Source organism: Vibrio profundi (assembly GCF_005281835.1).
GTDB classification, from domain to species: domain Bacteria; phylum Pseudomonadota; class Gammaproteobacteria; order Enterobacterales; family Vibrionaceae; genus Vibrio; species Vibrio profundi.
Genome location: NZ_RZIS01000001.1, coordinates 635,666 through 659,001, shown reverse-complemented (window position 1 = coordinate 659,001; position 23,336 = coordinate 635,666). Strand labels below are relative to the sequence as shown.

The window sequence follows — 23,336 nt, the reverse complement described above, 5'->3', positions numbered from 1 at the left end:
GAGGCCATTTTTATTAGGAAATTATCCATGTCTTCATGCCCTTGCGGAAGTAAAGCTGCCTACGAACAATGCTGTCAAATAGCGCATACAAACCACAGTGCCGTCACTACCCCCGAGCAGCTAATGCGCTCTCGCTATTCTGCACACGTGTTTGGCCTTGTTGACTACGTCATCAACACTTACCATCCAAGCTGCAATGCAGAGGAACAAAGAAGCGGTATTTCAGATTCCATTCAAAGTGATTGGTGTGGATTAGAAGTCCTCAACACCAACGACGGGAGTCACAAAGACGAAGGTTTTGTCGAGTTTAAAGCGTATTTCAACGAAGATGGTCAGCAATACTGCTTGGCAGAACGTTCACGTTTTATACGCGAAAATGGCTTATGGTATTACATCGACGGCACCTTTCCTGAACAATCGGAAGAGCCACCGGAAGAAAAAATAGACCCACGTCTTAACCAGACCGTTGAAAGCTTCAAGATAGGTAGGAACGACCCTTGTATTTGTGGAAGCGGTAAAAAATATAAGAAGTGCTGTGGCTAGTTCGCTATTCTTCAACAAAAAACAGCCTCTTATGAGGCTGTTTTCGATTAAAGCAGGTTACTACTTATGTCGCTCTTTCAATTTATTAATGACGTCATTCATCGATAAACCTTGGTCTTGCAACAACACCATCAAGTGATAAATCAAGTCAGCCGATTCACACACTAGCTCCGCCTTATCGCCCGACGTCGCCGCAAGCGCGACTTCAACGCCTTCTTCGCCCACTTTCTGCGAAATACGCTTGGTGCCACGGGCATATAAACTGGCAGTATAAGAGGATTCAGGGTCGGCGTCCTTGCGGGAAGCCAATAGTTGCTCAAGTTGATGAAGCCACACCATCTGTGTTTCTTCTTGCTGATCAGCATCCCAACAAGTCGTCGTTCCTGTGTGGCACGTTGGGCCAATAGGTTCAACTTTAACGAGCAATGTGTCGCTATCACAATCTAAAGAGATATTTTTCAGTTGTAGCACATTACCTGAGGTTTCACCTTTGGTCCAAAGGCGCTCCTTCGTTCTTGAGAAAAAAGTGACCTGACCCGTCTCGGCTGTTTTTTCTAAAGCCGCAGGGTTCATGTATCCCATCATTAACACTTGAGCTGATTGAAAATCTTGAACAACCGCCGGTACTAAACCATCGACTTTTTGCCAATCAATACGCTCTGAAAGCGTTGCTACGTCTGCTGCTGCAAAACTCATAAGCGTATCTCCACACCCTGTTGTTTTAGATATTGTTTCAGCTCACCAATATTGATGACTTGCTTGTGAAAAACAGAAGCCGCTAATGCGCCATCCACATTCGTTTTTTTGTAAGCCTCAGCAAAGTGTTCCATTGCACCAGCACCACCAGAAGCAATAAGTGGAACCTGACAAACCTCACGAACCATATTGAGTTGCTCAAGATCGTAGCCATTACGCACACCATCTTGATTCATCATATTTAATACTATCTCACCAGCACCGCGCTTTTGAACTTCCTGCACCCAATCTTTGGTTTCCCATTTGGTTGCTTTAGTACGCGCTTCATCGCCTGTGAATTGATAAACCTGGTACTTACCGGTTTCTTTATCAAAGTATGAATCGATACCAACAACAATACACTGTACACCGAATTTGTCAGCAAGATCAGTGATCAGTTGAGGGTTAGCGAGTGCTGGTGAGTTAATGGATACCTTGTCAGCTCCAAACTCCAGAATACGCGCTGCATCTTCAGCCGATTTGATGCCACCAGCAACACAGAAAGGGATATCAATAACTTCTGCTACACGCTTTACCCAGCTTTTATCAACAACACGACCATCACTTGAAGCTGTAATATCGTAAAAGACCAACTCATCTGCGCCCTCTTCCGCATAGCGCTGCGCAAGCGGTACGATGTCACCAATTATTTCATGGTTGCGGAATTGCACACCTTTTACTACTTGTCCATCACGGACATCCAAACAAGGGATTATTCTTTTAGCTAGCACTGTCTAACCTGCTCCTTGTTAATTCAAAAATCACCAAAACACTCCTGTTTAACCTGTCTATGCTGACTCTAATCTACCTAAGTTTTTATGGCATTAAAACCCTAGAGTGATAACGTTACCTATAAATGGATTCACCTTGAGATAATAAATATACAAAGTAAAAACCTATATAAATCACCTATGTTCTTCCGCTATAAGAATGACATTAATTAATAGGATGAAATGCTTTAACCTATAAATAGATCGCCAGTTATCATTTTGGCTTTTACCAAAAAGTCGTTTCTAGCTGTAGTGTCAACAGACAAGTTTAACTATCTCGTTGGAAACCTTTCATTAATACTCGACAGTGCCGTTTTATCCATTTGAAAAAAGCCAAACCACAATGGCTTATGATTTTTCTTCGTCAGTTTATAGCCTTCTAGTACCCGCCACATGGTGTAGGCTTTCCCTTGAGCCAAAGCCATGCCAAACAATGAACGGTCAATGATCGGCTGGTTTTTTAAATCTTCCAGAAAAGCAACTTTCATCGGCTCTAAATGGCTACCAAACTTTAATGAGCTCAGCAGTTGTTTTCTCACTACTTTTTCAAATTTATATATGACACTGGCTGGGCATAATGTGGGCTTCAATGTTAAGCACATATTATATTTAGTCGCATCTTTCAAAGAGCGATACTCGTATAATTTCTTTGCGTATACCTCATCATAGAATTGCGAATACTTCTCAACTATCACAAAGCTTGGCAACGTATATAAGATCGCAAATAAGCTCGAAACCACCTTGTCATCTACTTCTGCACATTCTAAGCGGCTAGATATCGAATTAGACATAAGCTCTACTTGGTGCCACAACTTTCGATATACGAACTTATGCAACTCACTTCCTTTATCGAAGCGTGAGCGAATCAGGATCGTTGGAAATATATCTCTACAACGCTCTATTCCTAAGTGGCCAATAGCCGTCCTAGAACTCGGATGCCCACCTTCGATAGCACGGCTATCAAAATACCGTTTCATGTACTTCTTCAGCCCGAAATCAATACTATGATTTCTTATTGCAAAGCTCACCATCGCTTCACTATCGACGTGTGGGTGAGTGAGTAGCTCCATCAATTCAGATAGTTTATCAGTATCGCAAATTGACCCTACCGCTTGATTACTACGAATATCTTTTATGAGCGCTTTAATTATCTCAGCTTGAATCTCTTCTTTTATATCTTCTAGCTGAACTTGCTCTTTCTTTAACGACTCTACCCGATCGATGACTTTAGACTTCTCGCAACCTAATAAGATCCTTTGATGAGCATTCACACGATCTTTTTCGTCTAAGATCGCATTCTCACCGTAACCAGGAAGATGGGAAGAAGAAGGCTCATTAGGGGCTACAAGGTAGCGTTCACTAACTAACCACCTTGTATATATTTTCGTATTAATATTGACTACATCTTGCGCGGCACACATTGCTTCAGCAGTATATCGCTGACTTGACGCCAGTTTATTAATAGAAAGCGGGTATCCTTGCCTCATACTCCCCCCTTGAACTGAACCGATATCACATTAATAAATTCAGCATACAGAATACCAAACTATATATTGATATCAATCCCTTCAAGGTCACATTTCGTACATAATCCTGTTTAAATAATACTTAGTTACAATACATGTTTCACGCCCGCGATAAGGCCGACTAAAGGTATAAGATTACTCCCAAACCGCGAAAGCTTGTTCCGCCGTAAACTTACCATCAAGTAATGCTCGGCCTACGATCACACCAGCCACACCGCTACCTTTTAGAGCTTCGATGTCTGCTAGGCTGCCGATACCGCCCGATGATTGGAACTGAACCTGCGGGTACTGGCTACAAAGATCCACGTAAAGCTCTACGTTTGATCCTTCTAGCGTGCCATCACGAGAGATATCAGTACACAGAACGTGCTTAAGGCCAACGGTCAGGTAATCTTCAATCAGCGCTTCAATAGTCACGCCAGAATCTTCCTGCCAACCTGAAATCGCAACTTTGCGAGTGCCGTTTTCATCGATGTTGATATCCAGAGCAAGAACGATTTTTTCAGCGCCGTACTTTTCCATCCAACCTTTAACAAGCTCTGGCTGTTTCACTGCTGTTGAACCAACAACAACACGTTGTGCTCCGGCTTCCAGTAGATCAATCACATCTTGCTCATTACGCACCCCCCCGCCAATTTGAATGTTAGCCGGCGTGCTATCAAGTAGCTTAGCGATCAGGTCTAACTGACGAGCTGTCGTGTCTTTTGCACCCGTTAGATCAACAAGGTGCAACCAGCCAGCACCAGCTTGGTGATATAGGTTGAACTGCTCTGCTGGGTCTACTTTGTATTCTGTTACTTGACCGTAGTCCCCTTGGAATAAGCGAACTACTTGGCCTTCAATTAAATCTAATGCGGGAATAATCATTTACATTCCTTATATGGCAACGTTAGCCGCTGCCTAATCCTTATTACAATTCCAAGAAGTTCTGAATCAGCTTAGAACCAGCTTTTGATGAGCGTTCTGGGTGGAACTGAACACCATAATAGTTACCGCTTTGCACTGCTGCGGTAAACGGATTGCCGTAGTCACACTGTGCGATGGTGTAGTCACCTACTGGCATTGCGAAGCTGTGAACGAAGTAAAAATACTCGCCTTCTTCAATGTCTTTAAATAGAGGGTGATTCGGTGCTGCAGTTACTGTGTTCCAACCCATGTGTGGCAGTGGTAAATCGCCCGTATCCAGCAAACGAACTTCACCCTCACACAAGCCTAAACATTCAACTAGCTCGTCGGCCTTTTGGCCTTTTTCTTGAGATAACTTCCCAAGAAGCTGCATACCTAAACAAATACCAAGCAGAGGCTTCTCCACTTGCTTTACAAGAGCGACAAGATCACGCTCTTGTAAGTTTTTCATTGCTTCACTTGCTGTACCTACACCTGGTAGGAATAGCTTGTCGGCTGCAAGAACCACTTCAGGCTCTTTTGAAACCTCAACGGTGTAACCCAGACGCTCAATCGCAAATTTAACCGATGAGACGTTGGCACAACCAGTATCAATAATAACTACTTTCTGCTCTTTCATACCGATTCCTTACAGAACGCCTTTGCTGCTTGGTAATTCATTACCTTCAACTTTAATTGCTTGGCGCAGAGTACGACCAAATGCTTTGAATAGGCTCTCAATGATGTGGTGATCATTATTGCCGGCAGAAGAAAGGTGTAGCGTACAAGCTAACGTATCGGTTAAAGAACGGAAGAAGTGAACCACCATTTCCGTTGAAAGGTCACCCACTTGCTCACGGCTGAACTCTGCATCAAACTTCAGGTATGGACGGCCAGAAAGGTCTAACGCACACTGAGCTAAACACTCATCCATTGGTAAGCTAAAGCCAAAGCGACCAATGCCACGTTTGTCGCCTAGCGCATCTTTCAGAGCCTGGCCTAACGCAAGTGCGGTATCTTCTACCGTGTGGTGATCGTCAATGTGTAGATCGCCTTTCACAGTCAGATTCATTTGGAAACCACCATGCGTCGCAATTTGATCAAGCATGTGGTCGAAGAAACCCATGCCTGTATCAATCTTGTTACCGCCTGTTTCATCAAGGTTTACCGCTACCTTAATGTCCGTTTCTTTCGTCGTTCGAACCACTTCAGCAACACGAGCGTTAACCGTTAAGTCTTTAACAATTTGTGGCCAGTTAAGTGTGCCTTCTGTTTCAGCATCTGGACCATACTGAATACCACGGATTGCCATGTTCTCTGCTAATTGCAGGTCAGTCACGCGGTCACCAATCACAACAGAGTGTTGGAAGTCTACTTTACCGCCTTGCAGATACTCTTTAACCATGCCCAGTTTTGGCTTGCGGCAAGAGCAGTTGTCTTCGTCAAAGTGAGGGCAAATAAGCACGTCATCAAACTTTACGCCTTGAGATTCGAAGAAATCCATCATCATGTTGTGTGGCGCATCGAAATCTTCTTGCGGGTAGCTATCAGTACCAAGGCCATCTTGGTTAGTGACCATAACTAAGCGGTAGCCAGCTTCTTGCAATGCAAGCAGGCTAGGAATAACTAGCGGTTCAAATTTCAGTTTGTCTAAACGGTCTACTTGGAAATCGACTGGCGGCTCAACAATTAAGGTACCATCACGGTCTATAAAAAGTATTTTCTGTTGTTTACTCACTTGAACTTCCTTTTAATTTTAAATCTGGTGGCCTAGCTAAAATTAAACGCTAACCCAAAATATTGGTTTCATTTGTCAGCCTGTTATTTATCAAATAAAAGCTGACAAATGTTATTACTGGCAAGCCTTTCGTTACTGGTAAAAGTTACGAATGAATCCAAGTGTCTTTTCGCACTCTTCGCGGTTACCAATACTAATTCGAACACAGTCTTCAATTGGCGAATTACGTAAGATAATGCCGCTGTCCCATGCAGCTTTAAATAGTTCGTCACCGTTCGGGAATTTAACCAAAAGGTAGTTACCCCAACCATCGAATACCGTAACATTAGGCATCCCCATCAGACCAGCCTGTAGGTACGCTCGGTTAGCGCTTAAGTCCAGAACTTGAAACTTCGCTCTCGCAAGACCTTGCTCTGAGAGTGCTTGAACTGCAATATCAGCAACGGGGATTGGCACTGGGTATGGCGCAATAACTTTCAACAATACCTCGATAAGCTCTTGGTTCGCTAGCGTAAAGCCGCAGCGTAGTCCAGCCAATGCAAAAGCTTTAGACAGAGTACGCAGAATCGCTAAGTTCGGGTATTGCTCAAGCAAATCAACGGTTGACGCTTCTGGGCAGAAGTCGATGTAAGCTTCATCCATCACAACAATTGCTTTATCTTGAGTCATCTCAAGTAGCTTGATGATGTCTTTACGTTCAACCAAATTACCAGTCGGGTTATTTGGGCTACAAACAAACACCACTTTCACGTTGTCTAGCTGAGCTTCGATCGCAGGAAGGTCAAGTTGCCACTCTGCAGTTAGAGGCACAACTTTACGCTCAACACCGATGGTTTCTGCACTGATTGCGTACATACCGTAGGTTGGTGGGCAGTAAAGGATAGCGTCTTCGTTCGGCTCACAAAAAGCACGAATCAGTAGTTCGATACCTTCATCGGCACCACGCGTTGTCAGAGTTTGCTCTGATTTCACACCGGCATATTGAGCGTAAGCATCAATCAACTCTTTAGGCTGACATTCGCTGTAACGATTAAGACGAGACAGATTTAAGTTGTACTCGTTATCAAACGGAGATTCGTTGGCATTTAGCCATACATCGCCAGTGCCACCAATGCGTCTTGCAGACAAGTAAGGTGTGAGAGCCTGAACTTGTTTTCTTGCTAACTTTTCCATGCCCTGCCCTTATTTAGCTTGGTTTAACTTTTCAACTCGAATAGTCACAGCGCGTTTGTGTGCATCCAAGCCTTCGGCTTCCGCCATAGTAACAACTGTTGGTGCTAAACCTTTTAAGCCATCAGCACTCAGTTCTTGCACTGTCATACGTTTTGAGAAATCCGCTAAGCCAAGGCTAGAGTATGTCTTGGTGTAACCGTAAGTCGGCAATACGTGGTTAGTACCAGAAGCATAGTCGCCTGCAGATTCTGGAGACCAATCGCCCAAGAAAATAGAGCCAGCATTGTCTAGAAGTGGCAGCAGTTCTCGTGGATTCTTGGTTTGAACGATCAAGTGCTCAGGGCCGTAAAAGTTTGAAATAGCGACAGCCTGAGTTATTGACTCAGAGATAATAATCAAGCTTGATGCTAACGCTTGCTGAGCGATATCCGCACGCGAAAGCTCCTTCAACTGCTTCTGCACTGCTTCGGTTACTTGGTCTGCCACAATTGGAGATGGAGTAACAAGTACCACCTGAGAATCAGGGCCATGTTCAGCTTGGCTAAGCAAATCCGCCGCGATGAAATCAGGGTCTGCCGTTTCATCGGCGATGACTAATACTTCAGATGGACCCGCTGGCATATCAATCGCTGCACCGCGGAAGTCATTGCTCACTTGGCGCTTCGCTTCCGTTACATACGCGTTGCCTGGACCAAAAATTTTATCCACTTTCGCAACAGTTTCCGTACCGTACGCCATTGCCGCAACGGCTTGACCACCACCTACGTTGTACACTTCATCAATTTCACAAAGGTTTGCCACGTAAAGGATTTCATCCGCAATCGGTGGTGGTGAACAAAGTACCACTTTACGACACCCTGCTATCTGAGCTGGAACGCCTAACATTAGAACCGTTGAAGGTAATGGTGCGCTTCCGCCCGGTATGTATAAGCCGACAGTATTAATTGCTCGGGTCACTTGTTCACACACGACACCTGGCTGAGTTTCAACCTTAATAGTCTGAGGCTTTTGCGCTTCGTGGAATTTCGCGATGTTTTGATAAGCTTGCTCTAGAGCTTGCTTCATTTCATCAGATAAACGCCCACAAGCTTGCTCAATTTCAGCTTTACTGACTCGAATAGAGTTAGGTTTCACTCGGTCAAACTTTTCAGTCAGTTCGAAAAGCGCTGAGTCACCCTCAGCACGAACTTTACCAATCACCTCTTTTACAGCTGCTGTAATATTTGCACCTTCGCTGATTGCCGGGCGCTCAAGAACAGAGTCTTGTTGAGATTCACTCAGGGATTGCCAAACAACGGTTCTCATTTCAATTACCCCATCATTTTTTCAATAGGCAATACTAGAATCGAACTAGCACCAAGCTCTTTGAGTTGTTCCATCGTTTCCCAAAATAGATTCTCGGTACTCACTAGGTGTACCGCAACTTTATCTTGTTCTGACGCTAGAGGTAGAACAGTTGGATCTTCAGCACCAGGCAATAGCGCTTTGATTTGCTCAAGTTGAGATGTTGGCGCGTGTAGCATGATGTACTTCGATTCTTTCGCTTGCTGAACACCTTGCATACGAGTCAGTAGCTTTTCAATCAACGCCGTTTTGTCTGCATCGAATTCACCGGTACGTTGAATCAAAGTCGCTTTAGATTGGAAAATCACTTCCGCTTCTTTCAAACCGTTTGCTTCGAGTGTCGCACCAGTAGAAACCAAATCTGCGATTGCGTCAGCTAGACCAGCGCGAGGAGCCACTTCAACCGAGCCTGTTAGCATACAAGTGCTGAAATCAACACCTTGCTCGTCCATGTAGGCTTTAAGTAGTTGTGGGTAGGTTGTTGCAATACGCTTGCCCGCTAGGTCTTGTGGACCGTTGTACTGTTCGTCTTTATTGATAGCGATAGATAAACGGCAGCCACCGAAATCTAAACGGCGTAGTGTTTGGAACTCAGATGGCTCTTTAAGAGCAACACGATCTAAGCGAACTTCTTCCAGCTCATTTTCACCGATAAAACCAAGGTCAACCACACCATCCATGATTAGACCTGGAATGTCATCATCACGAACTAGAAGTAGGTCGATTGGCATATTTAGTGAATGTACAACTAGGCGCTCACCCATGATGTTAAATTTAACACCACATTTTTTAAGTAGCTCTTGGCACTCTTTACTTAGGCGGCCTTTTTTCTGGATTGCGATTCTTAGGCGTTGTGTCTGCATTGCTGTATCCCTGTGCAAATTATTGAATTTGTTAAGTATTTTTAAATTGCTAAAACTAAAAAACCCTCGGTGAGACTTTCTCTCCCGAGGGTTTAAATCTAATTTATTTGACTTAACCTCCGGGAGTTTCCTGCTCCCGGGTATACGCAAATCTCCCCGAAAGACTAGATAGGGTGATGATGGTGATGAATGTTCATTACTAAATTGCGCATACTTATCAGCTCTTAGGTTGTTTGCTGTCTTGTCTCCACACTAACCAAGCTGACATTCTTTTTCAACTATTAATTCGAAGTTTTTTTACTTATTTGCAAATTAATCTATCACGCATAAAAAAGGGAGGCTTTAGCCTCCCTCTACTTACAACTGAATGGTGTTACGCGTTCTGGCACTTCGCCATTTTACAGCGAGATAAATACGCCAGCGCAAAGCATACAGCCACAAATGTAACGCTAGCGGCTACGAATGACATCGCTACTGAAGCAGTCATACCTAGAACAATAAAGCCAACACACGATACTAGAGCAACAGAAAGTGCGTAAGGCAACTGAGTCGCTACGTGATCAATATGGTTACAGCGTGCCCCTGTAGAAGACAAGATCGTTGTATCTGAAATTGGTGAACAGTGATCACCAAAAACTGAACCCGCTAGAACCGCACTTAGCATAGGTAACATCAGTGCTAGATCAGTCGCGCCAGCCATGTCACCTGCAATTGGTAACATGATACCGAAAGTACCCCAAGATGTACCTGTAGAGAATGCCATTAAGCCAGCAAGCAAGAATAAGATAACTGGTAACCAGTGGTGATCAATAGTGCCTTGAACCAATGACGACAAGTATGTACCTGTTTTCATGTCTCCGATAACAGAACCAATTGTCCATGCAAAGATAAGAATTAGAATCGCACCGAACATTGAACGAGCACCGATCCACATCGTTCTTGCTACTTCTACCATTGGTAGCTTTTGCTTTAGAACCGTTGCTAGAGCAACGAGTAAACCGACAACACCACCATATACTAGCGATTTGCCTACATCTGTATTTTCAAAAGCGCCTAAAAGGTTAAACGCCTGACCATCTGCTGCCAGTGCTGAGCCACCGGTATACAACATCGCAGCTACCGTTGCGACAATAAGCGACACGATCGGCATTACTAGATCTGAGACAGAGCCGTTTTTGCTCTCTTCAATGTCTAGCTCTTCATTTAGATCTTTCGCTTCGGTTTGATCAGTATCACCATCAAAACCGCGGCCTTGTGAAGCTTCGATTTCATGCTGACGCATTTTACCGACATCCAGACCGAACCATGCCACTGCAAATACCATTAGTAATGCAAAGACTGCGTAGAAGTTCATTGGGATTAAGCGAACGTAAGCCCCAAGAGCTGAGTATTCCGTCATACCGTGAGTAACGAGAATACCACCGATAATCGTCATGATGTATGCACCCCAGCTTGAAGCCGGCATGATTACACACATTGGTGCAGCGGTAGAGTCAAGAATATACGCAAGCTTGGCACGTGATACGTAAAAACGGTCTGTTACTGGACGCGAAATTGCACCCACTGCTAGGCTGTTAAAGTAATCATCGACGAAGATAAATACACCTAAGAAAGCCGCAAGAAGTTTAGAGCCGCGTTTGCTTTTTACACGTGACTGAGCCCATTCAGCAAATGCGCGTGTACCGCCAGACAAAGTCAGTAGTGCAGTCATCATACCAAGTAGCAATAAGAAGCCGACAATACTCATATTCCAAGTATTGATACCGCCGTCTTCAATGAAAACACCAGAAACTTTTGTTCCTACATAACTTAGCGCGTTACCTACTGAGTAATCAGCAAGTAAAATTGCGCCCATAACAATACCCACGCCCAGAGAAATCAATACTCGACGTGTTACGATAGCAAGGCTCAAGGCCACAATAGGTGGCAATAATGATAAAGGAGATGTTGCAAAATCTATTAAATTCATGATCTTCAAAAACCAGTTTTTTATTTGGCTAGAGATCTACTGCAGACAAATTTGATAGAATCAAATTCATGTTGAACTAAGCGAAAGGGAAGTGAACACTTCTCCCAACCCCACAGTAGCGCTCCATAGTTTAAATATTAAGACTATGGCAGTGATGTACCTATTGAGTACAACCCCAGCAAGCTGCTTTGATATACAACTTACTTCGGCAATTACACCTTTTACTTCTATTCATAGGCATCACCCCAATAAAAGCTACTCTTTGTAATTGCACCTCTACGGCGATAACGTATTTTTCACTGTCGTTACTAGTATTTAACAACAATTTAACTAACACATCGCATCAGGTAGCCGCAATTGTACTCATGAATCACCACATTGCAACATATCATTCCAAGAAAGTTCATTCTCAGTAATACAAAAATGCTACATGTTGCATCTCTTTTGCAGCAATTATTCTATTAAGCTCATAATGGTACATTGTTACTGAACCTTTTAGATAACATCGTTCTTAGATGAGATACATTAGCATTCGTTATATAAAACATATCTATTTTCTATTTTATTTAACTAATCTAGCCTAGAACATATTCGAGAATATTAAAGATAGTAAATAATATTTGTCTTATCTTATTGCACTGTTTATTATTAGGAAGATTAATAATTATATCTTGATGGGAAAAGCCATGTCTGAATTAACAAAAACTCTATTAAATATTCGCAGCCTACGCGCATTTTCACGTGAGCTAACACTTGAGCAATTAGAAGAAGCGCTAGATAAGCTAACAATCGTTGTTCAAGAACGTCAAGAAACGGAAGCAGCAGACCGAGCTGAAAAAGAAGCGCGTGAAGCGAAATTAGCTGAATACGCTCAAATGATTGCTAAAGATGGCATTGATGTTGAAGACTTAATTGCAGCGCTTTCTGGTGAAGCAAAAGCGACAACTAAAAAGAAACGTGCTCCTCGCCCAGCTAAATACAAATATGTAGATGGTAATGGCGATGAAAAAACTTGGACAGGTCAAGGTCGTACACCTTCTGCAATCCAAGAGCAATTAGATGCAGGTAAATCTTTAGAAGATTTCGCAATCTAATTAATTTGAATTAAATAAAAAGGCTCCTAATTCAGGAGCCTTTTTTGTATCTCATTTTAGTTCAACAACTTTCAACGGCTTAGCGTTCCCAGTACGCTTCTTCTAAACTATCTTCACGTTCTGGCAGTCCGCGAGATAAACGTGGCGAATGCTGGACTAATACTTCATAACTCGCGCGGTTCGAATATTTACAAACTTGTGAGAAAGAAGAATAAGTTAAATATGGGTGTTGGTGCTTACTAGAGTTTGGCACGTTTTCTTTATGATATTTATTAGCAGCCATATCATGCAATAATGCAGATAAAGCTGCATCGCCAGCACCATTGGTGTTTTTAATTTTCTCAGGTCCCCCCATGTAAGGCGCAATATGTGAATAAACCTTAATTGGATTAACGCATAAATCACGAGATGCTGGGCGACTAAATTCAAAGCGGTTAAATTCTGCAATAGACCCAGGTAATAAAGGCAGAGAAGTTTCGCGCTTCGCTTCTTCTTCTGTGTAACCCGCCATAAATAGACCAACAGGGCCAGCTGTACATAGCACTAGATCAACCCAATCCAGAGCTTTGTCCGACGCAGCAAGCGGATCGCTTTCGCCTGTTAATGCTTCAGCTTCATCTTCATTCATAGCCACAACACTAACGTGTTGCTTTAAGAAATCTTTCCAAAACTCTGGGTCATCCTGAATCACAAACTTAGTACCCAATGTTAGTACTACAGGCACATCGTGTTTTTTTGCATACTCGATAGCTTTCATTGTTGCATCAGGCATCGGGTCGCCCGCTTTACAACGTACTAAGTATGCGGTTAATACTAATGCAGACGCGCTTTCAAAAATATTCTCTGGAATGCTATCTGGTTGAAGCTGGTTCATCTGACCTTCGCTAATAGCAAAAGTACGTTCGCCATCTTCAGTGATCAATGCAAAACAACGACCGATCGCACCATCTACCCCTTGTAAATGATTCAAGTCCATGCGGCTTGAGGTATTACATAAATAACGATAGCCGTAACTGCCAATTTTTATATCTTGGCTCATCACACCTAATAAAGTAGAGCGGTCATCCGCTAATACTGAGTAATTGTGTAATGTATTCCCGATAGTGCCACCAGCATATTCATTAGTAATTAATTCACTCTGCTTTAGCTCTTGATATAACGCTTCCGCCGTAGTGTCATCAATTACTAATGAATGACCTTTACTTAATTCGTACTTTTCAATTAACTCAGAACTCACTTTAGCTTCAATATCAACCAAAGTTTGGTCAATACCTATGATATGAGTGCGCGACATTTTCTTACTTTCATGTGCTTGGCTGGCTAAAGGATCGCGAGCGTGAACTGGAAAGTAATGCTTAGATTTGCGTTGTCCAGGAAATTTCATAAAGTTAGTCTAAGTAAAGGGGAGAATGGGAGCCGGATTCTACCGCGCCATTATTAACGCGGCAATATTTCAAATTATAGCAAACGTTTGCAGGGTGTTTTTTTTATTCACCTTCCATGAAGCTCAAATCTGGTAGCATATCTAGGTGCTCTGAATAACGCTTTTGATTAAATTCGGCGCCGTTCTTCATCACGTCAAAAACCTCGATAGCTAACGCGCAGGCCATTGCTTGAATCGCTTCTTCGCGTGGTGTTCCTGTCATCACCAAACGCATTAATGTTTCTTTCACTTTGATAGGCTGGCCATCTTCAAGTTGATTCTCGATGATCTCAATCAACTGCTCTTCTTGCATAAACTCATTTTGTTCAGACATTTTTAATCTCTACTCTTGGATTTTGGGCGACTATGCCACATATAAGTCTGACATCCTAGCGACTCACTTCGCTCTCATTAGATTCTATTAAAAAACCAGCATACTAAGTGTGCAAATGAAACTGTGATTCCTGTCTCGGATCTGTCACGTTGTTTCTCTTTCTGTTAGAATCTGCGACCAAGTAATATTAACGGTGTTAAGACATGTCAGATAACAGCCAAAAGAAAGTAATTGTCGGAATGTCCGGCGGTGTAGATTCATCAGTATCAGCTTACCTTCTTCAACAGCAAGGCTACCAAGTGGAAGGCCTTTTCATGAAAAACTGGGAAGAAGATGATAACGAAGAGTACTGTACTGCAGCTGAAGATCTGGCTGATGCTCAAGCCGTTTGTGACAAACTAGGTATCCACCTGCACACGATCAACTTTGCTGCAGAGTACTGGGATAACGTATTCGAATACTTCCTTGCTGAATACAAAGCTGGTCGTACTCCTAACCCAGATATTCTTTGTAACAAAGAAATCAAATTCAAAGCATTCTTAGAGTTTGCCGACGAAGTACTAGACGCAGACTACATCGCGATGGGTCACTACGTTCGTCGTACTTTCCCGACTCAAGAAGAATTAGATGCAGGTATTAAACCTGAAATGCTACGTGGCCTAGACAGTAACAAAGACCAAAGCTACTTCCTTTATACGCTAAGCTCAGATCAAGTTGCGCGCAGCCTATTCCCAGTTGGTGAATTGGAGAAGCCAGAAGTGCGACGCATTGCTGAAGAGCAAGACTTGATCACAGCGAAGAAGAAAGACTCTACAGGTATCTGCTTTATCGGTGAGCGTAAATTCACAGAGTTCCTTGGCAAATACCTGCCAGCACAACCAGGTGACATCGAAACACCAGAAGGTAAAGTGATTGGTAAGCACAACGGTCTGATGTACCACACGTTAGGTCAGCGTAAAGGCCTTCACATTGGCGGCACCAAAGGTGGCGGTGGTAACGAAGAACCATGGTTTGTTGGTGAAAAAGACCTAAAACGCAATGTATTGATCGCCGTACAAGGTAAAGACCATCCACTTCTTAAGTCGGAAGGTTTAATCGCATCACAACTGCACTGGGTTGATCGCTCCCCTATTACAGAAGTTTTGAAGTGCACAGTAAAAACGCGTTACCGCCAAACTGATATTCCTTGTACAATCATCCCAATTGATGAAGAGAACATTAAAGTTATCTTTGATGAGCCACAAATTGCGGTGACTCCTGGTCAATCTGCAGTGTTCTACCAAGATGAAGTTTGTCTTGGTGGTGGCATCATCGAGAAACGAATTTAAGCTTCAATTAGTCAGCATTTGATTTAACCCATCACTTAGGAGTTGTTACGTGGCCAATACACTTTATGACCGTACTATAGCGTTTGCCGGGATTTGCCAAGCTGTGGCTTTGGTTCAACAAGTAGCAAAAGACGGTCACTGTGATTCAGACGCCTTCGAAGCTTCAATGAATGCAATCATCAATACCAATCCAGCGAATACGATTGGTGTTTTTGGCCGCGAGGCAAACTTAAAGTTAGGTTTGGAATGCTTGGTAAAAGGTATTGATAGTACCCCTGCAGGCAGTGACATTACGCGATACATCATAAGCCTGATGGCACTCGAGCGTAAGCTAACCTCTCGAAATGACGCGATGTCGCAACTAGGTGACCGCATTCAAATGGTTGAACGCCAAGTCGATCACTTTGATTTACTTGATGATCAAATGATCAGCAATTTAGCGAGCATTTATCTAGACGTCGTTAGTCCAATCGGCCCTCGAATTCAGGTTTCAGGTACTCCTTCAGTACTGCAACAAACCTCTAACCAACATAAGGTAAGAGCCCTGCTTTTATCTGGTATTCGAAGTGCTGTACTGTGGCGTCAAGTCGGCGGTAAACGACGCCACTTGATTTTCGGTCGCAAGAAAATGATCGAGCAGGCTCAAATACTTTTAGCCCGAATTTAATGTAATAGCTCGCCCTTGTGCGAGCTAATTTTTTTGCCAAAACAAACCCCACGCAAACGTTTGCGCATAATTCGTGACAAATGCGATTGTTATTGGTATAAAGCCCACGAAATTTAGAAACTCAATTCAGGAGAACACCATGGAACTGTCAGCATTGACTGCTGTTTCACCAGTAGACGGCCGTTACGGAAGTAAGACAATTGCATTACGCAGCATCTTTAGTGAGTTTGGCCTACTAAAGTACCGCTCTATCGTTGAAATTCGTTGGTTACAAAAGCTTGCAGCAACAGATGCAATCAAAGAAGTACCAGCATTCAGTGCAGAAGCTAACCAGTTCCTTGATGAACTTGCAGCAAACTTCTCTGAAGAAGACGCAGCTCGCATCAAAGAGATCGAGCGCACCACTAACCACGACGTTAAAGCGGTTGAGTACTTTCTTAAAGAGAAAGTAGCTGGTGTTGCTGAACTTGATGCAGTAAATGAGTTCATTCACTTTGCCTGTACTTCAGAAGACATCAACAACACGTCTCACGCTCTAATGCTTAAAGAAGCACGTGACGAAGTGATTCTTCCTGAAATCAAAAACATCATCGACGCTATCAAAGCACTTGCCGTTGAATACCGCGATATCCCACTTCTGTCTCGTACACACGGTCAGCCAGCTTCTCCATCTACTATGGGTAAAGAAATGGCGAACGTTGCGTACCGTATGGAGCGTCAATACAAGCAAATTGCAAACGTTGAAATTCTAGCAAAAATCAACGGCGCAGTGGGCAACTACAACGCTCACCTATCTGCATACCCTGAAGTTGATTGGCACCAATTTAGCGAAGAGTTCATCACTGAATCTCTTGGCGTAACTTGGAACCCTTACACAACTCAAATCGAACCACACGATTACATCGCTGAATTGTTCGACGCGGTTGCACGTTTCAACACTATCCTTCTAGACTTCGACCGTGACGTTTGGGGCTACATCGCTCTTGGTCACTTCAAGCAGAAGACAATTGCTGGTGAGATCGGTTCATCAACAATGCCACACAAAGTTAACCCAATTGACTTCGAAAACTCTGAAGGTAACCTTGGTCTAGCAAATGCGGTATTTAGCCACTTAGCTCAGAAGCTACCTGTTTCTCGCTGGCAACGTGACCTAACTGACTCAACAGTTCTTCGTAACCTAGGTGTTGGTGTTGGCTACGCAATCATTGCATACACTTCGACTCTGAAGGGCATTAGCAAACTAGAAGTAAACCGCGAAGCGCTACTTGCTGAACTAGACCAAAACTGGGAAGTTCTAGCTGAGCCAGTACAAACAGTTATGCGCCGTTACGGCATCGAAAAGCCATACGAGAAGCTTAAAGAGCTAACTCGTGGTAAACGTGTAGATGGCGAAGGCATGCGCGCATTCATCGATGGCCTAGAAATCCCAGCGGAAGAAAAAGCTCGTCTAAAAGAGATGACGCCAGCTAATTACATCGGCCAAGCAATCGAGCTGACTGACAAACTGTAGTTAGTAATTTACGATTACAAAAGGCTTCCACCAGGAAGCCTTTTTTGTTTTCACCACATCCGAACTACTAGTTCTTTAGGTCTAGTCTCATCCCTAAAAGATTGCAGTTTTAACAATATATGAGATATCCGACTCTTCACAAGATGATTCCAAATTCAGCCAATAGACCTATCTCTATCTCGCGCATATACGTCTTATCAAAAAACTCTTAGTGCATAGATCAAAAAAGGCTTGGTACTAACCAAGCCTTTTTGCATAAACCATATTATTATAGATTGCGTAGTGAGTTAATACGCTTGTCTAATGGTGGGTGGCTCATCAGCAGCTCAGTCATAGTGCGCTTACCATTGATACCAAATGCCATCATTGAACCTTCGAGTTGTGGCTCGTGACTTATCTTTAAGCGCTCAAGCGCTGCAATCATCTTTTCTTTGCCAACAAGTCTTGCGGCTCCGGCGTCAGCATGGAACTCACGATGGCGGCTATACCACATAGTAATAAAGCTCGCTAGGAAGCCAAATACTAGTTCAAGAACAATCGATACACCAAAGTAGACCATCATGTTGCTGCCGCCTTCTTCTTCGTTATCATTTGATGCCACAATATTGGCAATGAAACGAGATAAGAAGATAACAAACGTGTTCACAACGCCTTGCATCAAAGTCATAGTGATCATATCACCGTTCGCAATGTGGCTAACTTCGTGAGCTAAAACCGCCTCAGCCTCATCACGAGTCATGTTATGTAACAAACCCGTTGAAACTGCGACTAGAGAATCATCACGCTTCGCACCTGTTGCAAACGCATTAATATCCGGCGCGTCGTAAATGGCTACCGTTGGCATACCAATACCAACTTGCTGAGCTTGACGGCTCACCGTTTCCATTAACCAATGTTCTGTTTCGTTACGTGGATTCTCAATTACCACTCCACCTACTGAACGTAATGCCATCCCCTTTGACATCATCAGTGAAATGAAAGAACCACCAAAACCAAATACAACAGCCATTAATAGAATCCCAGACGTACTACCGCCGCCTAATTGGATTCCAAAGATGGCACTTATCACATTCAAAACAACACTTAGCACTAAAACAACGGCCAAGTTCGTCGCTAGGAACAACATTACTCGCTTCATTACATTTCTCCGCACTGGAAGCTTATTGTTATATAAAGAGTTTAAGTCATCCTTAAACCTGCACTCTTCAAGTATTTATTACTTATACATATAGTCTAAGATTTAGAAAACAAGGTTAAGTCTTAAATTGAAACATTTGATTTCTACTGTTCACAGTCTACACACTTTTTGCAGTCTTAGACTTAAGTCGTATTGAGTAGCTCTAATAAAAGCTCTAGATTATGTCTCAGATATTAGATGGCACGTCCATGCAACAAAAGGAAAGGATCATGGCTGAAGGTAGTAACTTCCAAATGGCTATCGACTTACTTTGCTGTCACTTAGGCATCTCAGAAGAAGAAGCTAGAAAGCAAATTGGTATCCAACCGCAACCGGATATCCAAACTCAGATTAGCGAAACTCAACAAGCGCTAATGGGTTTAACAAAAGACAAATAACAAAAGGGCTGCAATCGCAGCCCTTTTTCATTTCTAACGCTTTGTCATTTCAAACAAAGCTACATCATCACCAAGCTACAAAGCTAAGATTGGTGACACATCAATATACTGACCAATATTTTTTGACTTCGCTTTTGGTACGTAAGGGATCTCACCCAGCTTAGGTGCCCCCATTTTGTCTTCTAGCATTGCAATGATATCGGAGTAGTGTTCGGTCCCTGGATTAATTCGGTTTGCCACCCAACCAACTAGGTTTAGTCCATCCGCTCTGATTGCTTCTGCGGTTAAAAGCGCATGGCTCAGACAGCCCAGCTTAATTCCAACCGTCAATACTACCGGTAACTGCTCTTGCTTTACCCAAGAAGATAAACAGTCTGAATCCGATACCGGAACACGCCATCCACCAGCACCCTCGACTAAAACGATATCTGAAGACTCTTTGTGCTGCGCTAACTTATCGCTGAGAACTGAATCTTCGATAACAACATTGTCATGCTTTGCAGCAATATGCGGCGATGCTGGAAGCAACAAAGCGTATGGATTCACATCGTGATAAGCAATGTCATTCGTTGCGGCTTCTTGTAGATGTAACGCATCTGAATTACGTAAACCTTCGGCTGTTTCTTCACAGCCTGCAGCTACTGGCTTATAGCCAATAGTTGATAATTTTTCAGCGGCAAATGCTTGCAAAATAGCTTTTGAAACCACTGTTTTTCCAACTTCGGTATCCGTACCTGCAATAAATAATGCATCAATCATAATTGAACAACCCCTAAACAAACTTGATATGTTGCTGGTAAGAAACCTTGATGGTTTTGGAACTTTCGATATTCATTTTCGACCAGGCGTAACATACGTCGACTGGTCAAACCTTGTGAGCGACCACTTACGTGGTTAGCGCCGATACCTTTAAGGTCGCGCATTAATTCAAAAGCTGTGTCATACCAAACGGTGATGGAGGGCAAGTCTAGTTGATGACTGCTACAGCTTGCTTGAGCTAACGCAATTTTTACCTGATTGGATGAAATAAATTGATTTACGTGTTGATATGAGTCAATTCTGCTCCATGATTTTTCCAATTCACGCAGCGAACCATCGAGCAAAGTTGAAAAAGCCAACTTACCTCCCATTTTGGTCACACGTTTCATCTCCCTCAATGGGTAAGACAAATCCTCACACCACTGAAGTGCCAAACTGGTAAATACAAAATCAAAAGTATTGGATTCGAAAGGCAGTTGCTCAGCATCAGCTACTTGATAATCCTTGACGAGCTCGCCACAACAAATTTTCGCCTGCTGTAGCATTCCAACCGATAGGTCTGCGCAAGTCACTATCGCTCCGCGCAGAGCGAGTTGCTTTGAAAAATAACCTGTGCCGCACCCTAAATCCAAAACTGAGTAACCAGACAAATCTTGGGGCAGCTTATCCAATAGTTGGTGGCCTACATCTCGCTGAAATTGAGCATGCTTATCATAAGAATGCGCCGCCTTGCCAAAGGCCTCAGCAATCGCAGCCTTATCGACAACACTATAGCTTTCCACTATTACTTCTTGTGTCATTAGCGATTTCCTATATCAGATTCGACAGCCTGACGAATAACCTTACCCAAGCGATTAACCTGTTCGAGTGAATGATTTGCAGTAAGCGTGATTCGCAGCCTTGCGCTTCCATTAGGTACCGTAGGTGGGCGAATAGCCGTCGTCCAAAGCTGTTGTTGCTTCAACTTTTCCGCCAGTGCTAGCGCTATGTGCGACTCCCCACAAACAAACGGTTTGATTGGCGTTTGAGTGTCAACGTACCCTTTCAAATCACACAGCGATGCCTGGTAAGCAAGTTGTAATTCAGCAAGTTTATCCCTGCGCCACTGCTGTGTTTGGATCATTTGACAAGCATGAGTCAATGCATGGGCTTGAGAAGGCGGCATCGCGGTTGAGTAAACATGATGACGAGCAAACTGAGTTAAGTAGTCACCAACTTCCGAAGAACATAGAATTGCAGCCCCAGATAAGCCAAAGGCTTTTCCAAAAGTCACGATTAATAAATCAGGCTTAACTGCAGCTTGGCCGCAGCTCCCCGCACCATCTTCGCCAAGGACCCCTATACCATGCGCATCGTCTACGACGAGCCATGCATCGTGTATTTGGCACTGTTCCGCAATGTTGGATAAAGGCGCTTTATCTCCATCCATGCTGAACACGCCTTCGGTAACCACAAGTGCATCGCTAGAATTACTCAGGATTTTTGCCAAATGCTGAGCATCATTGTGTTTAAAGCGCTTCATTGAGGCTGGAGAGTTAATCCCCGCTTCCATTAACGACGCATGATTCAGTTTGTCTTGAACCAGAGTATCTTGCTTCTCTAACAATGAAAAAATCAGTGCTTGATTAGCACTAAATCCAGAATTGAACAAAATGGCCCGTTCGAAGCCCAACCATTCACATAGGCTAGCCTCTAAGTTCTGATGCGCTCGGCTAAAACCAGACACAAGAGGGGAAGCGCCGCTCCCTACTCCATAGATATCGAGTCCCTGCTGCCATGCACTTACTAGCTCTTTGTCGCTCGCCAACCCCAAATAATCATTACTTGAAAAATTGACATACGACTTACCTTCATCCACAAGAATAGCTTGATTCGAATGTTCAAGCGGTTTAAGTACACGAGTAAGCCCTTGTGCTTTGCGGCTTTCAAGGGCTTGATTAATACGGGTCTTAAACGCTGGCATCGTAGAACATGTCATTTTTCGTAGGACGAGCCGCGACACGTTCTACTACTTGATCTAACAATTCGTTCTCTTGAATTTCATCTGGCTTTTGAGCCACTTCTTGGCTATTGATACCTAGCTTTTTGAAAAGCTGCATATCCGTATCTTCATCTGGGTTTGGCGTGGTAAGAAGCTTGCAGCCGTAGAAGATTGAGTTCGCGCCAGCCATGAAACACATAGCCTGCATTTGCTCATTCATATTTTCACGACCAGCAGATAGACGTACCGCTGATTTTGGCATCATGATGCGCGCTATAGCGATAAGCTTGATGAAATCGAACGATTCAACATCATCAACGTTTTCCATTGGTGTACCTTTTACTTTTACCAGCATATTAATCGGCACACTTTCAGGATGCACAGGCAAGTTCGCCAGTTCGACAAGCAAGCCCGCACGGTCATTAGTACTTTCACCCATACCGATAATGCCACCTGAACAGATCTTCATGCCCGCATCACGAACGTGCGAAAGAGTATCTAGGCGGTCTTGGTAAGTACGAGTAGTAATGATGCTGCCATAAAACTCAGGCGAGGTGTCCAAGTTATGGTTGTAGTAGTCCAAGCCGGCGTCAGACAATTCACCGGCTTGCTCCGGTGTAAGCATGCCTAACGTCATACAGGTTTCTAAACCCATACCTTTTACGCCTTTGATCATTTCTGTCAGGTGCGGCATATCACGTTCTTTTGGGTTCTTCCATGCAGCGCCCATGCAAAAACGAGTTGAGCCTGCATCCTTAGCTTTTTGTGCAGCATCCAATACTCGCTCAACTTCCATCAAACGTTCTTTGTCGACATCGGTTCGGTAGTGTGCGCTCTGTGGGCAGTATTTACAATCTTCAGGGCATGCACCTGTCTTGATTGAAAGTAATGTACTGACTTGTACATGGTTGTGTTGCTGATATTGGCGGTGTACAAGCTGAGCTTCAAACATCAAATCCATAAATGGTTTATCAAGCAATGCTCTTACTTCAGCTACTGTCCAGTCATGACGAACTTCCACGTGTCGTTCCTTATCTTTATTTTTTGGTATAGAAACAAGCTTTACTGTACTTGCCTACATTTATGCTTGGATAGTCTACCGACAAGCTTTAGACTGTC

General features: G+C 43.4%; 23 protein-coding genes, 1 riboswitch and 1 other annotated feature. Of the genes, 6 read left to right on the top strand and 17 right to left on the bottom strand.

The window, feature by feature from the left end:
* Positions 1-27 precede the first annotated feature (27 nt).
* A complete protein-coding gene (locus tag ELZ11_RS03060; RefSeq protein ID WP_137355893.1) occupies positions 28-543 on the top strand; it encodes a YchJ family protein in 516 nt (171 codons plus the stop codon).
* 60 nt (positions 544-603) lie between these two features.
* Here ELZ11_RS03060 and hisIE read toward each other — a convergent pair whose 3' ends face one another.
* From hisIE to ELZ11_RS03010, 10 genes are all read right to left on the bottom strand, one after another.
* Positions 604-1,239: a bifunctional phosphoribosyl-AMP cyclohydrolase/phosphoribosyl-ATP diphosphatase HisIE gene (gene hisIE, locus ELZ11_RS03055; RefSeq protein ID WP_137355892.1), complete on the bottom strand. Its 636-nt coding sequence runs from the start codon at positions 1,237-1,239 to the stop codon at positions 604-606.
* Positions 1,236-2,009, bottom strand: coding sequence for an imidazole glycerol phosphate synthase subunit HisF (gene hisF, locus ELZ11_RS03050; protein WP_137355891.1), 774 nt, complete (start codon positions 2,007-2,009; stop codon positions 1,236-1,238). Before hisF ends, hisIE begins: the two co-directional genes overlap by 4 nt.
* Positions 2,010-2,320: 311 nt before the next feature.
* Entirely contained in the window at positions 2,321-3,535 is a 1,215-nt protein-coding gene (locus ELZ11_RS03045; RefSeq protein WP_137355890.1) for a hypothetical protein, read from the bottom strand.
* 174 nt (positions 3,536-3,709) lie between these two features.
* Complete coding sequence (hisA, locus tag ELZ11_RS03040; RefSeq protein ID WP_137355889.1) at positions 3,710-4,441, bottom strand: 1-(5-phosphoribosyl)-5-[(5-phosphoribosylamino)methylideneamino]imidazole-4-carboxamide isomerase; 732 nt, start codon at positions 4,439-4,441, stop codon at positions 3,710-3,712.
* Positions 4,442-4,484: 43 nt separating this feature from the next.
* Positions 4,485-5,099 (bottom strand): imidazole glycerol phosphate synthase subunit HisH, encoded by a 615-nt coding sequence (hisH, locus tag ELZ11_RS03035; RefSeq protein ID WP_137355888.1) that lies wholly within the window; start codon positions 5,097-5,099, stop codon positions 4,485-4,487.
* A 9-nt stretch (positions 5,100-5,108) separates the two neighbouring features.
* A complete protein-coding gene (gene hisB, locus ELZ11_RS03030) occupies positions 5,109-6,197 on the bottom strand; it encodes a bifunctional histidinol-phosphatase/imidazoleglycerol-phosphate dehydratase HisB (RefSeq protein WP_137355887.1) in 1,089 nt (362 codons plus the stop codon).
* A 132-nt stretch (positions 6,198-6,329) separates the two neighbouring features.
* Positions 6,330-7,370, bottom strand: a complete 1,041-nt coding sequence (hisC, locus tag ELZ11_RS03025; protein WP_137355886.1) for a histidinol-phosphate transaminase — start codon at positions 7,368-7,370, stop codon at positions 6,330-6,332.
* A gap of 9 nt (positions 7,371-7,379) precedes the next feature.
* Complete coding sequence (gene hisD / locus ELZ11_RS03020) at positions 7,380-8,681, bottom strand: histidinol dehydrogenase (protein WP_137355885.1); 1,302 nt, start codon at positions 8,679-8,681, stop codon at positions 7,380-7,382.
* Complete coding sequence (hisG, locus tag ELZ11_RS03015) at positions 8,681-9,577, bottom strand: ATP phosphoribosyltransferase (protein ID WP_137355884.1); 897 nt, start codon at positions 9,575-9,577, stop codon at positions 8,681-8,683. The genes hisD and hisG overlap by 1 nt, the downstream gene beginning before the upstream one ends.
* 54 nt (positions 9,578-9,631) lie before the next feature.
* Positions 9,632-9,766: a sequence feature (His leader region), on the bottom strand.
* A 184-nt stretch (positions 9,767-9,950) separates the two neighbouring features.
* On the bottom strand, positions 9,951-11,546 hold the full coding sequence (locus ELZ11_RS03010; RefSeq protein ID WP_137355883.1) for a Na+/H+ antiporter NhaC family protein: 1,596 nt from the start codon (positions 11,544-11,546) through the stop codon (positions 9,951-9,953).
* 108 nt (positions 11,547-11,654) lie between these two features.
* A riboswitch (Lysine riboswitch) is annotated at positions 11,655-11,833 on the bottom strand.
* A 399-nt stretch (positions 11,834-12,232) separates the two neighbouring features.
* Here ELZ11_RS03010 and ELZ11_RS03005 point away from each other — a divergent pair.
* Positions 12,233-12,640 (top strand): H-NS family histone-like protein, encoded by a 408-nt coding sequence (locus ELZ11_RS03005; RefSeq protein ID WP_137355882.1) that lies wholly within the window; start codon positions 12,233-12,235, stop codon positions 12,638-12,640.
* A 79-nt stretch (positions 12,641-12,719) separates the two neighbouring features.
* Here the strand turns inward: ELZ11_RS03005 and ELZ11_RS03000 are convergent, their stop codons facing one another.
* Both ELZ11_RS03000 and ELZ11_RS02995 read right to left on the bottom strand, forming a co-directional pair.
* On the bottom strand, positions 12,720-14,024 hold the full coding sequence (locus ELZ11_RS03000; RefSeq protein ID WP_137355881.1) for an inosine/guanosine kinase: 1,305 nt from the start codon (positions 14,022-14,024) through the stop codon (positions 12,720-12,722).
* Between the two features lie 103 nt (positions 14,025-14,127).
* Positions 14,128-14,397, bottom strand: coding sequence for a hypothetical protein (locus ELZ11_RS02995; protein ID WP_137355880.1), 270 nt, complete (start codon positions 14,395-14,397; stop codon positions 14,128-14,130).
* A 203-nt stretch (positions 14,398-14,600) separates the two neighbouring features.
* On the opposite strand from ELZ11_RS02995, the gene mnmA reads away from it, so the two are divergent.
* The 3 genes from mnmA (at position 14,601) to purB (ending at position 17,902) form a co-directional block, all read left to right on the top strand.
* Positions 14,601-15,725 (top strand): tRNA 2-thiouridine(34) synthase MnmA, encoded by a 1,125-nt coding sequence (mnmA, locus tag ELZ11_RS02990; RefSeq protein ID WP_137355879.1) that lies wholly within the window; start codon positions 14,601-14,603, stop codon positions 15,723-15,725.
* 49 nt (positions 15,726-15,774) lie between these two features.
* Positions 15,775-16,392, top strand: coding sequence for a high frequency lysogenization protein HflD (gene hflD, locus ELZ11_RS02985; protein ID WP_137355878.1), 618 nt, complete (start codon positions 15,775-15,777; stop codon positions 16,390-16,392).
* A 139-nt stretch (positions 16,393-16,531) separates the two neighbouring features.
* The gene (gene purB / locus ELZ11_RS02980; protein ID WP_137355877.1) at positions 16,532-17,902 is read left to right on the top strand and encodes an adenylosuccinate lyase; all 1,371 of its coding nucleotides are present in this window, start codon (positions 16,532-16,534) and stop codon (positions 17,900-17,902) included.
* 268 nt (positions 17,903-18,170) lie between these two features.
* Here purB and htpX read toward each other — a convergent pair whose 3' ends face one another.
* The gene (htpX, locus tag ELZ11_RS02975; protein WP_137355876.1) at positions 18,171-19,040 is read right to left on the bottom strand and encodes a protease HtpX; all 870 of its coding nucleotides are present in this window, start codon (positions 19,038-19,040) and stop codon (positions 18,171-18,173) included.
* A 221-nt stretch (positions 19,041-19,261) separates the two neighbouring features.
* Between htpX and ELZ11_RS02970 the strand changes: the two genes are divergently transcribed.
* Positions 19,262-19,477, top strand: coding sequence for a hypothetical protein (locus tag ELZ11_RS02970; RefSeq protein ID WP_137355875.1), 216 nt, complete (start codon positions 19,262-19,264; stop codon positions 19,475-19,477).
* 75 nt (positions 19,478-19,552) lie between these two features.
* Here ELZ11_RS02970 and bioD read toward each other — a convergent pair whose 3' ends face one another.
* Genes bioD through bioB form a run of 4 tightly spaced genes read right to left on the bottom strand, consistent with a single transcriptional unit; the run spans position 19,553 to position 23,238 of the window.
* On the bottom strand, positions 19,553-20,236 hold the full coding sequence (bioD, locus tag ELZ11_RS02965) for a dethiobiotin synthase (protein WP_137355874.1): 684 nt from the start codon (positions 20,234-20,236) through the stop codon (positions 19,553-19,555).
* A complete protein-coding gene (gene bioC / locus ELZ11_RS02960) occupies positions 20,233-21,036 on the bottom strand; it encodes a malonyl-ACP O-methyltransferase BioC (protein WP_137355873.1) in 804 nt (267 codons plus the stop codon). Before bioC ends, bioD begins: the two co-directional genes overlap by 4 nt.
* Positions 21,036-22,199: an 8-amino-7-oxononanoate synthase gene (gene bioF, locus ELZ11_RS02955; protein ID WP_137355872.1), complete on the bottom strand. Its 1,164-nt coding sequence runs from the start codon at positions 22,197-22,199 to the stop codon at positions 21,036-21,038. The genes bioC and bioF overlap by 1 nt, the downstream gene beginning before the upstream one ends.
* Positions 22,186-23,238 carry a biotin synthase BioB gene (gene bioB, locus ELZ11_RS02950; protein ID WP_137355871.1) on the bottom strand — a complete coding sequence of 351 codons (1,053 nt, stop codon included), beginning with the start codon at positions 23,236-23,238 and terminating at the stop codon, positions 22,186-22,188. Before bioB ends, bioF begins: the two co-directional genes overlap by 14 nt.
* Positions 23,239-23,336: the final 98 nt, after the last annotated feature.